This window comes from Actinoalloteichus spitiensis RMV-1378, assembly GCF_000239155.1.
Classification (GTDB): domain Bacteria; phylum Actinomycetota; class Actinomycetes; order Mycobacteriales; family Pseudonocardiaceae; genus Actinoalloteichus_B; species Actinoalloteichus_B spitiensis.
Genome location: NZ_AGVX02000079.1, coordinates 1 through 15214 on the forward strand (window position 1 = coordinate 1; position 15214 = coordinate 15214).

Here is a 15214-nt window from a genome sequence, read left to right on the forward strand (position 1 = left end):
GGGGGGGGAGCCACGCGGCGGCCGCGGCGGGAATCCGACGGCTGACCGCCGCGCACCCCGAGCTGTTCTCGGGACTGCTCGCCGTCGTCGATCTGGACAACGACCCGGTGGAGGTGTACGAGCACCTGCTGTCCTACTCACCGCCGGCGGTGGACTTCCTCCTGCCGCACGGGAACTGGACGACCCCGCCCCCGCCGGGCCGGGTGCCCGACGGGAACTACGCCCGGTGGCTGACGGCCGTCTACGACCGCTGGTACGGGGCGCCGAGGCGGGAGACGCGGGTCCGGCTGTTCGAGGAACTGGTCAACCTGCTGTTGGGCGGGCAGAGCAGGTCGGAGGCGGTCGGGCTCGCCCCGGTCGCGTTCGTGGTGGTCGACACCGACGGGTCACTGGAGCAGGTGGACTCCCTGCGGTCCGCCTTCGACGGGGCGGCGGCGACGGGGCTCACCGTCGCGGACGGGCTGGAGGAGGCGATGGACCATCCCGCTGTGGTGGCCCGGCAGTTGGGACTGGCGGGCCTGTCGCCGACCTGCCGGAGGTGTCCGGTGGTGGCGGTGTGCGGTGGCGGGTTGTACGCGCACCGGTACCGGGCGGGTGCGGGCTTCCTGAACCCGTCGGTCTACTGCGCGGACCTGCGCGTCCTGGTCGACCACGTCAGCCGCCGGGTCCGCGCGGACCTCGCCAGGCTCCGGGCGGGTGCGCGGTGAACCGGACGCACCAGGTGCCCGCGGCGTCGTTCGACGCGCTCGCCGAGGGGCGGGGCGGCCCGGCGGCGGTGACCCTGTTGCGGGACGCGCGCCTGAGCCGGCACCTGTTGCTGCTGCGCGGCCTCCTCGAACGCACGCCCACCGGTGACTCCGGTCGGGGATGGCTCACCGAGGCGTTCCCCCTGCTGGTCAGGGTCGAGCGGAACCGGCCGGACGTGGTCCGCGATCTGCTCGGCCAGCCCCAGGTGGGGGTGTGGGCGACGCGGTGCCTGCGTGACGTGGTGGAGGCCGGAGGTCGGCGCCACGTGCGGGACGAGTCGTGGTACCTGGCGGCCCTGGCCGCCAGCGCCGCGATCCGGGCGGGCGAACCGTTCGAGATCGCGCTTCCGCTGGTGGACGGGAGCCTGGTGCTCCCCACGCTGGGCAGGGTGCTGGCGCCCGATCCCGGTCCGGTTCCGGCTCAGGGCGCGCCGGTCGACGCTGGTCCGGCCGGGCCGGGGGGTGGCGCGGTGCGGCATGGCGCCGTCAGCCGGGTGGGTGGAACCGGGGAGGGTGTCGGGTTGACCGACCCGGTGGGCTCCCCGGCGGCGCTGGTCCGGGCCGAGAGCGACGGCTCGGGCCTGCGGGTGCGGGTGTGCTTCGGGAGTGCCGTCGTGGCCCTGCCCACCGACCTGGGCCAGGCGGCGCCGGGGTGGCGGCCGATCAGCAGGATCGCCGTCAACGGCCGGCTCAGCCTGCGCGTGCTGCTGGACGATGTGGACCCGTTCCGGGGTGGGGGCGACCTGGTGACCGCCCACCAGTTGGAGGAGGGGCAGGAGCGGCACTGGCGGGACCTGGTGGAGCGTTGCTGGCACCTGCTGGAGCGGCACCACCCCGAGGCCTCCCGCGAGTTGGCGGTGGGCCTGCGGGCGTTGGTGCCGATGGCGAGACGGGCGGGCGGTAACCGCAGCGCCACCCACAGCGACGCCTTCGGCTCGGTCGCCCTGTCCCTCCCGGCCGACGCCGCGCAACTGGGTGCCGTGCTGGTGCACGAGTTCCAGCATTCCAAGCTGAGCGCGCTCCTCGACCTCGTGCCGCTCGCAGACGGGGTCGACCCGGCCCGCTACTACGCACCGTGGCGCAACGATCCGCGCCCGGCCGGAGCGTTGTTGCAGGGTGTCTACGCCCACCTCGCGGTCACCGATTTCTGGCGGCGGCAACGGTGGCAGGGCGGCGACGACCCCGAGCGGGCGACCGCGCACTTCGAGTTCGCGCTGTGGCTCGTCCAGACGCATTTCGCCGCGCGCGTGCTCGCCACCTCGCCCGCGCTCAACGCCGCCGGGCGTCATTTCCTCACGACGATGTCACGCCGGTTGTCCCGGTGGAGGGCGGAACCGATTCCCGTCCGCGAGCGCGCCCTGGCCGTCGACGCCGCCGCCGAACACCGGGCACAGTGGCGGTTGCGGAATCTGCGCACCGATCCCGTATTCGTCAACCACTTGGCGGAGGAATGGGCGGCGGGCGGAACGGCACCGGCGAGGTTGACACCGGAAACCGAACTGTGCCCACCGCCGCTCGGCCCCGACAGCCCCCGTGCCGGCCTGCGGAGGGCGGCCGTGCGGGACCCCGATCTCGCCGCTCGCCGACTTTCTCGGTCACAGGACGGCAACGGTATGGCGCGGGATGCGATACTCCGGGTGGAACTTGCCGATATAGCAGGGGAGGACGACGCGGCGAAACTCGGCTACCGGAATCGCCTGCTGGACAGTCCCCGCCATCGGGACTCCTGGGTCGGGCTCGGTTTGGTCGAGCGGCGGTCGGGTGATCCGGGGCTCGCGGAGTGGCTGCTGTGCCGTCCGGAGCTGGTCCACGCGGTTTACCTCCGAATCCGGCAATTGTGCGACGGTGTCACCGACCCGATATCCGTGGCACGCTGGTTATTCGAGGGTCGACCCGGACCGGGGTACGACGAACCGCTCGACATGGGAGGGTGGCGGCCTTTGGGCGACTAGCCTGTACCTGCTCACTACCGGGTGCCAGCTGAAGGGCGATGGGGATCATGGGTCCGAATGACAACTTCCCCGGCCGGCCGAACGTGCTGCCAGGTGGACTTCCGCCGAGGTCGGTGCTGATCTCCCACGCCAGCGCCGACCAGCTGTGGGCGGAGTGGATCCGCCAGCAGCTCGAACCCGTGGGTTACGCGGTCGAGCTCGTGACCTGGGCTCCGGCTCCGGAAACGGACCTGTCGGAGCTGTTGCGCAAGGGACTGACCAGCAACGACCTGACGATCGCCGTCCTGAGCGACGCGTTCTTCCAGGCCAGCGACTGGACGCCGGAACAGTGGGACAACGCGGTGAACGAGGCCGCGCCCTACCTGGACAGACTGATGCTCGCGCTGGTGGCACCCAGCGAGATCCCCGAGGTCAGCCGCCCCTTCGTCTACATCGACCTGCGGGACGTCGACGAGGCCGGCGCGCGGGAGCGCCTGCTCGCCGGCCTTCCCGACTCCGACCGGGTGGAGGAACGGCCCTCCCTCATCCGCAAGATCACCGCCGAGGCCCTGACCCGGTTCCCCGGCAACCAGCCGCTGGTGTGGGGCCGACACATCCCCCGGCCGCACGGCAGGTTCACCGGTCGCGAGGAGGCGCTCGCCTCCCTCCGCGTCCAGTTACGCCGGCAGCCGTTGACCCGGCAGCCGGCGGTGCTGCACGGGATGCCCGCCGTCGGGAAGACCCAGCTCGCCTTCGAGTACGCCCACCGGTTCCGCGCCGACTACGACCTCGTGTGGTGCGTGCGCGCGGAGAACGTGGCGACCGCGAAGAACGACCTGGCCGAGCTGATCGGGCCCATGCAGATCCGCACCGAGGGGCTGGAGGCGGACCAGATCGTCTCCGTGGTTCGGGAGGCGCTGCGCCGGGGGCAGCCGTTCCGCCGCTGGCTGATCATCTTCGACGCGGCCACCGATCCGACGAAGCTGTGGCGGTGGGTGCCCGACGGACCCGGGCACGTGCTGATCACCTCCCGCAACCCCGACTGGGAGACGGTGGGCGAACTCATCGAGGTGGGGGCGTTCAGCCGTCCCGAGAGCGTCGACTTCCTGCACCGGATCGCGAACCTGTCCACGATGGAGGCCGAACGGGTCGCCCAGGTCCTGGGTGACCACCCGTTGGCCCTGGAACTCGCCGCCGGGTGGCTCCGGCACGGCAGGCAGCAGGTCCCCGAGTTCCTGCACCTGTACGGCAAGCACTACACGAAGCTGTTCGAGGACACCCAGCTGCCCCACTACGACCGTTCGGTGGCCGCGGTGTGGAACCTCCCGTTGAACCGCCTGCGGGAGGAGCAGCCCGCCGCCGAGCAGCTGCTGCGGCTGGGGGCGTACTTCGCGCCGATCAGCGTGCCGCTGCGGCTGTTCAGCCCGGAGGACATGATCGGGTCCCGGCCGCGTCCGCTGGTGGTGCTGCCGGAACCGCTGCACTCGCAGATCAGGAACCCGCTGATGCGGGCGCGCATCCTGGACGCCATCGGGCACTACGCGCTGGCCCGGATCTCCCACGGCACCGACGAGTCCAGCGGAGCAGCCATCCAGCTGCACCAGATGGTGCAGGCCGCGCAGCGGGGGCGGCTCACCCCGGCGCAGGCGGAGGAGGCCAGGAACACCGTGCACGAGCTGCTCGCCGTCGCCGACCCCGGCGACCCCGGCGACCAGCGGCAGTGGTCCCGGTACGCCGAACTCGCCCAGCACGTCGACCACTCCGACGCCGTCGAGCGGGTGGACAGCCCCGAGATCCGGCGCATGGTGCTCAACGTGCTGAGTTTCTTCGCCCACCGGGGGGAGAACGCGCCGGGCATCGAACTGGGGCAGCGGGCGATGCGGCGGTGGGAGCCGAAGCTGGGCTCCGAGCACGCGGACGTGGTCGCGCTGAGCATCCACTACTCCAACCTGCTGCGCTCGGCGGGCCGGGTGGCCGAGGCCCGGGAACTGGGTGCCCGGTTCCTCGACGTGGCCAGGGCCCGGTTCGAGGAGTACCCGGAGCACGCCATCCACGCGGCGATGGGCTACGCCGCCGACCTCCGGCAGCTGGGCGACTTCCGGGGGGCACGGGAACTGGACGAGCAGACCCTGCGGCAGCTCACCGACGCCTTCGACCGCGACCACCACAACACGCTGCTGGCAGGGCACAACCTGGCGATCTCGCTGCGGCTGGTCGGGGAGTTCGAGGAGGCGCGCAAACGGGACGAGAAGACCCTCGCCCGGCGGCGCAAGATCCACGGCGAGAACCACCCGAGGACACTGTTCTCGGCCAACGCGGTCGCCAACGACCTGCGGGAGTGCGGCTTCTACGCCAGGGCGTACACCACCCAGCAGCGGGTCTTCGACAACTACCGGCGCGTCCTGGGCGACCGCAACCTGGGCACCTTGCGCGCGTTCCGGGGGTTGGCCGTGTCGGCGAGGAAGGCCGGCTACTACCCGAGGGCGCTGAGCCTGTCCGCGGAGGGCGTGGAACGCCACCGCACCCTGCTGGGGCCGAACAACCGCGAGACGATCGCGGCCATCACCAACTTCGCCAACGACCTCCGGTTGAGCCGCGACTACACCGCCGCCGTCCACCAGGCGAGGCTGGCCTACGAGAACGGCAAGAGCCAGCTCGGGCAGCAGCACCCCTACACCCTGGTGGCCGGGGTGAACCTCGCGATCATCCTGCGCGCCCTCGGCGACCTCAAGGCCGCCCGCGCCCTCAACGAGAAGACCCACGGGCTGCTCGGGACCGTGATGGGCGAGGAGCACCCGTACACGCTGGCCGCGGCCACGAACCTGTCGAGCGACCTGGCCGCGGAGGGGGACCAGCCGGGCGCGGTGCTGCTGGGCGAGCGCACGCTGGAGCAGTTGCGGCGAGCCAGGGGGCGCAGCCACCCCCACACCTTGGCCTGCGCGTCCAACCTGGCGATCGACCTGCTCGACGGCGGCGACCGGGCCCGGGCCAAGGACCTCGAAGCGGACACCGTGACCCGTTACCGGGACTCGCTCGGGGAACGGCACCCCGAGGTGATCGCCGCCATCGGCCGGCAGCGCGCCGACTGCGACCTGGAGCCGCCACCGATGTGACGGCGCGGGTCGTCACACGCGGGGCACCCCGGGCTTCCGGCTGGTCGCTCTCGCCTAGAATCGTCGGTCAGGGTGGCGCCCCGCCGGCCGTGACGCGAGCGCGGTCGGTGACGTGATCAACGGGCCGGGTCCGCCGAGCCGGATCGGCCCGGCCTCGAACCGTTGACGTGCCGCCCCGACGGCGTCTCGGCAGTCATTTCTGTCTAGACTCCCGCGGCGCCCGTTGCCCTGAGGCAAGCCGAGACCGCAACGCACAAGGAGATCACGTGAAGAGCACCGTCGAGCAGCTCAGCCCGACGCGGGTACGGATCAACGTCGAGGTGCCGTTCGACGAGCTCAAGCCCGACTTCGATCGTGCCTACCGCAAGCTCGCGGGCCAGGTCCGCATCCCCGGTTTCCGGCCGGGCAAGGCCCCGGCCCGGGTGCTGGAGAGCCGCATCGGGCGGGGCGTCGTTCTCGAGGAGGTCGTGAACGAGGCCATCCCGGCCAAGTACCTGGAGGCCGTGAACTCCGGTGAGGTGCGGACCCTGGGCCGTCCGGAGATCGAGGTCACCAACCTCGACGATGGCAAGGAGCTGGCCTTCACCGCCGAGGTCGACGTGCGGCCGGAGATCACCGTGCCCGCGTTCGGTGAGCTCGCCGTGACCGTCGACGACATCGAGGTGGAGGAGAGCGACATCGACTCGCAGCTCGACGAGCTGCGTGCCCGCTTCGGCACCCTGACCGGCGTCGACCGCCCCGCCCAGCAGGGCGACTTCGTCGTCATCGACCTGTCGGCCTCGGTCGACGGCCAGCCCGTCGAGGAGGCCACCACCTCCGGCCTGTCCTACGAGATCGGGTCGGGCCAGCTCGTCGAGGGCATCGACGACGCCCTGGTGGGCGCGTCGCAGGGCGAGACCAAGAACTTCACCACCAAGCTGGTCGCCGGGGAGCACGCCGGGCGGGACGCCGACGTCAGCGTCGTCCTCCAGTCGGTCAAGCAGCGGGAGCTGCCGGAGGCCGACGACGAGTTCGCGCAGCTGGCCAGCGAGTTCGACACCATCGAGGAGCTGCGGGGCGACCTGCGGGAGCGGGTGGCCCGGGTCAAGCGGATGCAGCAGGGCATGCAGGCCAGGGACAAGGTGCTGGAGGCGCTGCTGGCCACCACGGAGGTCCCGCTGCCCGAGAAGGTCGTCGAGGCCGAGATCGACGTGCGCAAGCACGACGCCGTGCACCCGTTCGACCACGACGAGAAGCAGTTCGCCGCCTGGCTGGAGCAGCAGGGCCAGGACCTGGAGAGCTTCGAGGCGCAGACCCGCGAGGAGGCGGAGAAGGCGGTGCGCACCCAGCTGCTGCTGGACACCATCGCCGACGCCGAGCAGGTCAGCGTCTCCGACGAGGAGCTCACCCAGCGCATCATCTACCAGGCGCAGCGCTTCGGTGTGAGCCCGGACGAGTACGTGCAGCGGGCCCAGCAGTCCAACCAGCTCGGCGCGATCTACGCCGACGTCCGGCGGGGCAAGGCGCTGGCCGGGGTCGTCCGCCAGGCGACGGTCACCGACGAGTCCGGCAACGCGGTCGACATGGACGAGCTGTTCGGCCCGGCCGAGGGTGCGGAGAAGAAGTCCGAGGAGACGGCCACCAGCGAGCAGTGACCGTCGGCATCGAGCCGGCGCACGCTCTCGGCGAACACGGGCGGTGTTGCGGGATCAACGCCGCCCGTTTTCGTTAGGGTCGACAGCACCAGTCCCCGGACAACCAACGGCGCAACCCGGCCATTCGACGCCCCGGGCAGCCGAGGCGGGGTGTACGACTGACTACTTGTTGGAGAAGGCAGGCAGACGTGACGCACCACCAACCCAACCTGACGCCTTACATGCGGGGAGCCAACGCCGGCCTCTCGCTGAACGACTCGGTGTACGAGCGCCTGCTGCGTGAGCGGATCATCGTCCTGGGCACGCAGGTCGAGGAGAACATCGCCAACCAGATCTGCGCGCAGCTGATGCTGCTGGAGGCCGAGGACCCCGAGGCCGACATCCGCCTCTACATCAACTCGCCCGGTGGCTCGGTGTTCGCCGGCATGGCGATCTACGACACGATGGAGCTGATCCAGCCGGACGTCGCCACCGTCGCCATGGGTTTCGCGGCGTCGATGGGGCAGTTCCTGCTGTCCGCCGGCGCCCGGGGCAAGCGGTACGCCTTGCCGCACGCCCGGGTGATGATGCACCAGCCGTCCGCCGGCGTCGGGGGCACCGCCTCCGACATCGCCATCCAGGCCGAGGTCTGGAAGAAGGACAAGGACGAGATGGCGCAGCTCATCGCCGAGCACACGGGGCAGCCGCTGGAGCGGATCGTGGCCGACTCGGACCGGGACCGCTGGTTCACCGCGCAGGAGGCCAAGGAGTACGGCTTCGTCGACCACGTGGTCAGCCGCGCCACCGAGATGAGCCCGGGAAGCTCGGGCAGCGGGCGCTGAGTACCCGACCAACCACCGACACCCAGCGCTCCCAGGCTGATCACAAGGAGTGACACCCGTGCGTGAACTGCACCAACCCACGTCCCGTTACGTGCTGCCGTCGTTCACCGAGCAGACCAGCTACGGCGTGCGGGAGATGACCCCGTACAACAAGCTGTTCGAGGAGCGCATCCTGTTCCTCGGCTCACAGGTCGACGACGTGGCCGCGAACGACCTGATGGCCCAGCTGCTGGTCCTGGAGGGCAACGACCCGGACCGGGACATCACGATGTACATCAACTCGCCCGGCGGGTCGTTCACCTCGCTGATGGCGATTTACGACACGATGCAGTACGTCCGTCCGGACATCCAGACCACCTGCCTCGGCCAGGCCTCCTCGGCCGCGGCCGTGCTGCTGGCGGCGGGTACCCCGGGCAAGCGGCTCGCGCTGCCCAACGCCAGGGTGCTCATCCACCAGCCGGCGATGGAGGGCGCCTACGGCCAGGTCTCCGACCTGGAGATCCAGGCCAACGAGATCCAGCGTGTTCGCGCCCTGATGGAGGAGACGCTGGCCCGGCACACCAACCGGAGCGCGGAGCAGGTCCGCGAGGACATCGAGCGCGACAAGATCCTCACCGCGCAGGAGGCCCTGGAGTACGGCATCGTGGACGAGGTGCTGCCCTACCGGAAGCTGTCCCGGAGCTGATCCGACACGCCGAGTGCGCCGGGGTGCCGGCGCGCTCGGCGCGCACCGGGCAGGGTTGTGCTCCCGTTGTACGGGTTCGGAAAGGTACCGTCGGGAACGTAGACAGCCAGGCACACCCGCGGGGTGTGCCGGAGGGGACAGAGGTCAGCGGCCATGGCGCGTATTGGTGACGGCGGCGACCTGCTCAAGTGTTCATTCTGCGGGAAGAGCCAGAAGCAGGTGAAAAAACTCATCGCCGGTCCCGGCGTTTACATCTGCGATGAGTGCATCGACCTCTGCAACGAGATCATCGAGGAGGAACTCGCCGAGGCGGGTGACGTCAAGCTCGACGAGCTGCCCAAGCCGGCCGAGATCCACGAGTTCCTCGACCAGTACGTCATCGGCCAGGACGACGCCAAGCGCACCCTGTCGGTGGCGGTGTACAACCACTACAAGCGCATCCAGGCCGGTGACCGGGGCCGTGACGGCCACGACAACGTCGAACTGGCCAAGTCGAACATCCTGCTGCTCGGCCCGACCGGATGTGGCAAGACCTACCTGGCCCAGACGCTGGCCAAGATGCTCAACGTGCCCTTCGCCATCGCGGACGCCACGGCGCTGACCGAGGCGGGGTACGTGGGCGAGGACGTCGAGAACATCCTGTTGAAGCTCATCCAGGCGGCCGACTACGACGTCAAGCGCGCCGAGACGGGCATCATCTACATCGACGAGGTCGACAAGATCGCCCGGAAGAGCGAGAACCCGTCGATCACCCGGGACGTCTCCGGTGAGGGTGTGCAGCAGGCCCTGTTGAAGATCCTGGAGGGCACCACCGCGAGCGTCCCCCCGCAGGGCGGCCGCAAGCACCCCCACCAGGAGTTCATCCAGATCGACACGACGAACGTGCTGTTCATCGTCGCCGGTGCGTTCGCCGGGCTGGACAAGATCATCCAGGACAGGGTGGGCAAGCGCGGCCTGGGTTTCGGGGCCGAGGTGCGGTCGAAGATCGAGATCGACAAGACCGACTTCTTCCGGGACGTCCTCCCCGAGGACCTCATCAAGTTCGGTCTGATCCCCGAGTTCATCGGCCGGCTGCCGTTGGTGGCGAGTGTGACGAACCTCGACAAGGAGTCGTTGGTCCAGATCCTCACCGAACCGCGCAACTCCCTGGTCAAGCAGTACAACAAGCTGTTCGACATGGACGGCGTCGAGCTGGAGTTCACCCACACCGCGATGGAGGCCATCGCCGACCAGGCGATCCTGCGCGGTACGGGCGCCCGGGGGCTGCGGGCGATCATGGAGGAGGTCCTCCAACCGGTGATGTACGACATCCCCAGCCGCAGCGACGTCGCCAAGGTCGTCATCACGGAGCAGACGGTCCGGGAGAACGTGAACCCGACGATCGTGGCCCGCCAGCCCTCCCGCCGGGAACGCCGGGAGAAGAGCGCATGACCCTCGGTCGGGGGAAATCCGCGCGCTGAGGGGCGCGGTGCCGACACCGGCACTATCGTCACGGTGTTGTCGGGAGTGTGACCGCCACGGGCGCCGTGGGAGGGGGCCGAGGCCCCTCCCACCGGGCCGGACCGGTGCGGGGCGGCACGTGGCGGACACGTGCTACCTCAGCGCGGAGGTTGGTCCGCATGGAGTTGGAGATCGACCCGCTCGACGGGCTGGTCGACCGTTGCCCGGCGGTGCGGATCCGGGCCAACCCCCACGTCGGGGTGAAGCTCGCGGTGAGCGTCACCGACGCGGCGGGGCATGACTGGGGCTCCCTGAACACCTTCGGCGCGGACGTGTCCGGGCTCGTGGACACCGCCAGGGACGAACCCCTCATCGGAAGCTACGAGGGCGTGGACCCGACGGGCCCGTGGTGGTCGATGTCCTTCACGAACCGGGACACCGCCCCGACCGACTTCGTCTCCAGCTCCGACTGGCTCGACTACCGGGTGGTGGCGCAGGCCGGGCGGGTCACCGAGACCCGGTGGGTTCGGCGGCGGTGGGCCGCCGACGGGGTGGAGCGGCGCGAACTGGACGAGCACGGGGTCCGGTTGACCGTCTTCACCCCGCCCGGCGACGCTCCGGCGCCCGGCGTGCTCGTGGTACCGGGTTTCGCGGGCGAGGCGGCGATCCAGCCCCGGGCGGCCCTGCTCGCGTCGCGGGGGTACGTGGCGGCCGTCGTCGACTACCTGCCCAACGGCCCGGGCCCGCCCCACCTGGTGGAGATCCCGGTGGAGGTGGTCACCGCCGGGCTGGCGGTCCTCGCCCGGCAGCCCCGGGTGGTGCCGGACCGGTTGGGGGTGTACGCGTCGTCGGTGGGCACCGAGGGGGCGTTCGCGGCCCTCGCGCTCACCGACCACGAACCGGTGCGCTGCGTGGTGGCGATCTCCCCGAGCAGCGTCATCTGGCAGGCGTCCTCCGGTGAGGGGCCGGCGATCCGCACCTCCTCCTGGTCGCACCGGGGGGAGCCGCTGCCCTGGGTGCGGGTGCACGCCAACCGCCTGCTGCCCGAGATGCTGGCGCACGCGATCCGGGACCGGGTGACCCGGTACCCCCGGCCGTCCGCCCTGCACCTGCGGGCCTCCTACTCGGCCGGGTTGCGGGACTCCGCGGCCGTCGCCGCCGCCCGGATACCCGTGGAGCGGGTGCGGTGCCCGCTGCTGCTGATCAGCGGGGAGGACGACCAGCTGTGGCCGGCCCCCGACATGGCGGCCACGATCCTGCACCGGAGGGACGCGCACGGCGTCGGGGAGGAGGACGAGAACATCGTGTTCCCCGATGCTGGTCACTTCCTGCGCCCGCCGCTGGTCCCCACGACCGCCGCCTGGAACGAGAACCTGGTGTCCGGGGGGTCCGCGGCCGGCACGGCGTCGGCGGACCGGGCTGGCTGGGAGGCGAGCCTCCGCTTCCTCCGCCATCATCTCGGAGCCTGACCAGGACCTGCACTTTCGGGTGATGGGCGTTGTGGGTCGGGCGTGTGCGCGGGACCGGAGGCGGCGGCGCGGGGTATCACCGACGGGGTGCCGCGAGGGCGGTCAGGTGATGACCGAGGGGAGTCCCGGGGATGTCCGATCGTCATGTCCTGTTGGTGCACGGCTGGCAGAGCCCCGCTCGGGGGCACTGGCAGCTCTGGTTGTCCGCCGAGTTGCGCCACCTCGGCTGGCAGGTCCACTTCCCCCGGTTCCCCTCGCCGGGAACCCCCGTGTTGCGGTCCTGGCTGCCGGTGCTCCGCGACCGGTTGGCCTCGGTGCCCCGGGGTGACGAGCTCGTCGTGCTGGCCCACTGCGTGGGGGCGACGCTGTGGCTGCACCACGCGGCGACGCTGGGCGGGCGGGACCGGCGGGTGGACCGGGTGCTGTTGGCGGGGCTTCCCGGCCGCACCTGGAACCACCCCGACCTCGTCGGCCTCCGCCCGCCGCCCCCGCACAGCTGGAGCCTGCGGCGGGCCGCCGGTATCACTCGGATGGTGTGCGGTTCGAACGACCCGATCGCGCCGGTCGCCGAGTCGCAGGAGTGGGCGTCGGCGCTGCGCGTGGGGCTCGACGTCGTACCGGACGCCGGTCACCTGGACACCGAGTCCGGGTTCGGGCCGTGGCCCGGGGTGCTGGAGTGGGCGTTGAACCCCCGGGCGGAGTCCGTGGTGGCGGCCGGGCGCCCGGTCTTCCTGCCCGTCTAGGGCGGCCGCGCCCCGGGGTGCCCTCGACGTCCGGGGCCGCAGGAGCGGGGCCGCTGCCGGTGGTGGGTCAGTCGAGGTGCCGGCCGAGGAAGCGGACCATGGCCGGCAGTGATGCGTTGAAGTACTCCAGGCTGTGCCCGCCCGGGGTGAGCGAGCTGATCTCCGGTTTGGCCGCGGCGGTGAAGAGCCGGGCACCCTCGATGAAGGGGTCCTCGGTGCCGCACCAGATCCCGTTGGGGACGGTGCCGAGTTTGTCGATGTGCCGCAGCGGGTCCATCGACGCCCAGTCCGCCTCGTCGTGGAAGGCGTTGCGGAGTTTCATCTCCTCCCAGGTGGTGATGAGGGCGGGAGCAAGGGTGGCGCAGGCGCGGACCGGTCGGCGGCGCTCGTTGCGCCGGCGGGCGTAGAGCAGGGCGCCGAAACCGCCCATCGACACGCCGGCCACCGCCGCCGGTTGTCCGCTGGGCCCGCCGAGCCCGCGCCGCGCCAGCCACCGGGGGACCTCCTCCAGGAGCATGCCCATCGGGTCGTCCCCCGGCTCGTGCTCGTGCCAGTAGCTGTTGCCGCCGTCGACCAGGGCGAAGGCGTAGGGCGGGACCGCGCCGGCCGCGATCGCGTCGCCGAGCGCTTGGGGGAGGGTGGTGAACCCGGGGTGCCGGGCGTTGCCGTTCCTCCCGTGGAGCACCAGGCAGACGGGCGTCGTCCTGGGCAGCTCGCCGGCGGGTCGCACCGTCAGGAGCTCGACCGTTCTCCCCCGGAAGTAGGAGTGCACCTCGTCGATGACGGTTTCCGGTGGCCCCGCCTGCCGCCAGTCCGTGCCGGGTGCCGGGGCCGGGGCGGTGGGCATCGTGTCCAGGGGCGGCATCGGGTCCAGCCCGGAGGGGGCACCGACCTGGTTGCGGGAACTGGCCTGGGAGATTCCCTGCGTGAAGGAGAACAGCATCGCGGCGAGGCTGCCACCGAGGGCGCCGCCCGCCGCGAGGACCGTTCGCCTGTCCATGGAGCGGGACTGTCGGATGAGCCGGTGCTTCCCCATGTGGCGACCTCCGTCCGTGGCACGCGGCACCTGAGCGAGGTAACGATCAGGTCGCGTGCTGATCACATGTAGCTACGTGATCGTGTTCCGGGAGAAATCCTGCCCGATTCACGGTGCGGGAGGTCTGTGATGATCGCTACTGAGCGCTCACCCGGACGGGGGTACCGCCGACGCGCCGGTCAGCCGGTGCGCCGCGCTGTAGACGTTCATGGACGGTCCCCGCAGGAAACCCACCAGGGTCATCCCCTGTTCGGTGGCGAGGTCGACGGCCAGTGAGGACGGTGCGGACACGGCCGCCAGCACCGGCACCCCCGCCATCGCCGCCTTCTGCACCAGTTCGAACGAGGCCCGGCCCGAGACCATCAGGACGTGGCCCCGGGCGGGGACCCGGCCCTCGAGCAACGCCCACCCGAGCACCTTGTCCACCGCATTGTGCCGTCCCACGTCCTCCCGGCACACCACCAGCGTGCCCTCGGAGGTGAACAGACCGGCGGCGTGCAGGCCACCCGTGGAGTCGAAGACGCGTTGCGCGGCGCGCAGCGTGTCCGGCAGCGAGGTCAACACGGACACGTCGACACGAACGTCGTCGTGTTCCGGGGTGAACCGGGTGCGCAGCCGGATGGCGTCCAATGCGGCCTTGCCGCACACCCCGCAGGAGGAGGTCGTGTAGAAGTTCCGCTCCACACCGTGGTCGGGCGCGGGGACCCCCTCGGCCAGGGCGAGGTCCAGGACGTTGTAGGTGTTGCGGCCGTCCGGGCCGGCCGCGTCGCAGTACCGGGCGCTGGCGATGTCCTCCCGGGAGCCGATGACCCCCTCGGTCAGCAGGAAACCGTGCGCCAGCTCGACGTCGTGCCCCGGCGTCCGCATCGTCACCGCGAGGGCCCCGCCGCCGACCCGCAGCTCCAGGGGCTCCTCCGCGGCGAGCGCGTCCGGACGTCGCCGGGCACCCGCCGGCGACACCTTCAGCACCGGCCTGCGCACGGTCACTCGCCCCATGTCCGCTCCTTCCTCGCCCGATGATCCGCCACGGCACACCAGTCTGACCCACGACGCGGATCGGGTGCCGCGTTCGGACCCGCGACCAGCGCCCGACTCGCCCCACGCCCCGCCCCGGGCGGGGCGACCGGTGGTCACACCTGGTGTGCCGGCACGGGGTCGAGGCGGATGATGACCGACTTCGAGACGGGGGTACCGGACGTGTCGGCCACCGAGTCCAGCGGCACCAGGGAGTTGGTCTCGGGGTAGTAGGCGGCGGCGCAGCCGACGGCGGTGGGGTAGGGCACGACGCGGAACCCGGGGGCGCGCCGTTCCACCACCCCGTCCCCGGTGTGCCACTCGCCCACCAGGTCCACCACCTGGCCGTCACCCACGCCGAGGGCGGCGCAGTCGTCGGGGTGGACGAGGACCACCCGCCGGCCGCCCCGGACCCCCCGGTAGCGGTCGTCGAGTCCGTAGATCGTGGTGTTGTACTGGTCGTGGCTGCGCAGCGTCTGCAACAGCAGGCGACCCGGGGGCACCCGGAGGACGTCGAGCTGGTTGACGGTGAACCGGGCGCGCCCGCTGGCCGTTGGGAAGGACCGGTTGTCCCTCGGCGGG

At 71.3% G+C, this 15214-nt stretch carries 11 protein-coding genes and 1 pseudogene; 9 read left to right on the forward strand and 3 right to left on the reverse strand.

Translation table 11 applies throughout. The features are described 5' to 3' along the window. From ACTIDRAF_RS34195 to ACTIDRAF_RS0203875, 9 genes and pseudogenes are all read left to right on the forward strand, one after another. Positions 1-707 (forward strand): annotated as a pseudogene (locus ACTIDRAF_RS34195) (FxsB family cyclophane-forming radical SAM/SPASM peptide maturase); the annotation flags it as partial. Further along, positions 704-2698, forward strand: a complete 1995-nt coding sequence (locus ACTIDRAF_RS31765; RefSeq protein ID WP_016697392.1) for an HEXXH motif domain-containing protein — start codon at positions 704-706, stop codon at positions 2696-2698. The pseudogene ACTIDRAF_RS34195 and the gene ACTIDRAF_RS31765, both read left to right, overlap by 4 nt. Positions 2699-2745: 47 nt before the next feature. Continuing rightward, positions 2746-5790 carry an FxSxx-COOH system tetratricopeptide repeat protein gene (gene fxsT, locus ACTIDRAF_RS0203845; protein WP_169533949.1) on the forward strand — a complete coding sequence of 1015 codons (3045 nt, stop codon included), beginning with the start codon at positions 2746-2748 and terminating at the stop codon, positions 5788-5790. A gap of 266 nt (positions 5791-6056) precedes the next feature. Continuing rightward, positions 6057-7424: a trigger factor gene (tig, locus tag ACTIDRAF_RS0203850; RefSeq protein WP_016697394.1), complete on the forward strand. Its 1368-nt coding sequence runs from the start codon at positions 6057-6059 to the stop codon at positions 7422-7424. A 188-nt stretch (positions 7425-7612) separates the two neighbouring features. Continuing rightward, complete coding sequence (locus ACTIDRAF_RS0203855; protein WP_280956861.1) at positions 7613-8245, forward strand: ClpP family protease; 633 nt, start codon at positions 7613-7615, stop codon at positions 8243-8245. A gap of 58 nt (positions 8246-8303) precedes the next feature. Next, complete coding sequence (locus ACTIDRAF_RS0203860; RefSeq protein WP_016697396.1) at positions 8304-8930, forward strand: ATP-dependent Clp protease proteolytic subunit; 627 nt, start codon at positions 8304-8306, stop codon at positions 8928-8930. A gap of 153 nt (positions 8931-9083) precedes the next feature. After that, entirely contained in the window at positions 9084-10361 is a 1278-nt protein-coding gene (gene clpX, locus ACTIDRAF_RS0203865; protein ID WP_026065750.1) for an ATP-dependent Clp protease ATP-binding subunit ClpX, read from the forward strand. A gap of 188 nt (positions 10362-10549) precedes the next feature. Continuing rightward, positions 10550-11839: an acyl-CoA thioester hydrolase/BAAT C-terminal domain-containing protein gene (locus ACTIDRAF_RS0203870; RefSeq protein ID WP_016697398.1), complete on the forward strand. Its 1290-nt coding sequence runs from the start codon at positions 10550-10552 to the stop codon at positions 11837-11839. A gap of 131 nt (positions 11840-11970) precedes the next feature. Then, positions 11971-12582 carry an RBBP9/YdeN family alpha/beta hydrolase gene (locus ACTIDRAF_RS0203875; RefSeq protein WP_016697399.1) on the forward strand — a complete coding sequence of 204 codons (612 nt, stop codon included), beginning with the start codon at positions 11971-11973 and terminating at the stop codon, positions 12580-12582. Positions 12583-12649: 67 nt separating this feature from the next. Here ACTIDRAF_RS0203875 and ACTIDRAF_RS0203880 read toward each other — a convergent pair whose 3' ends face one another. The 3 genes from ACTIDRAF_RS0203880 to ACTIDRAF_RS0203890 all read right to left on the reverse strand — a co-directional run. Beyond that, positions 12650-13582: an alpha/beta hydrolase gene (locus tag ACTIDRAF_RS0203880; RefSeq protein ID WP_245533433.1), complete on the reverse strand. Its 933-nt coding sequence runs from the start codon at positions 13580-13582 to the stop codon at positions 12650-12652. A gap of 183 nt (positions 13583-13765) precedes the next feature. Next, a complete protein-coding gene (gene fdhD / locus ACTIDRAF_RS0203885) occupies positions 13766-14614 on the reverse strand; it encodes a formate dehydrogenase accessory sulfurtransferase FdhD (RefSeq protein ID WP_026065751.1) in 849 nt (282 codons plus the stop codon). 134 nt (positions 14615-14748) lie between these two features. Then, positions 14749-15214 (reverse strand): molybdopterin dinucleotide binding domain-containing protein (locus ACTIDRAF_RS0203890; protein WP_026065752.1); only part of this gene is annotated, 466 nt, incomplete at its 5' end.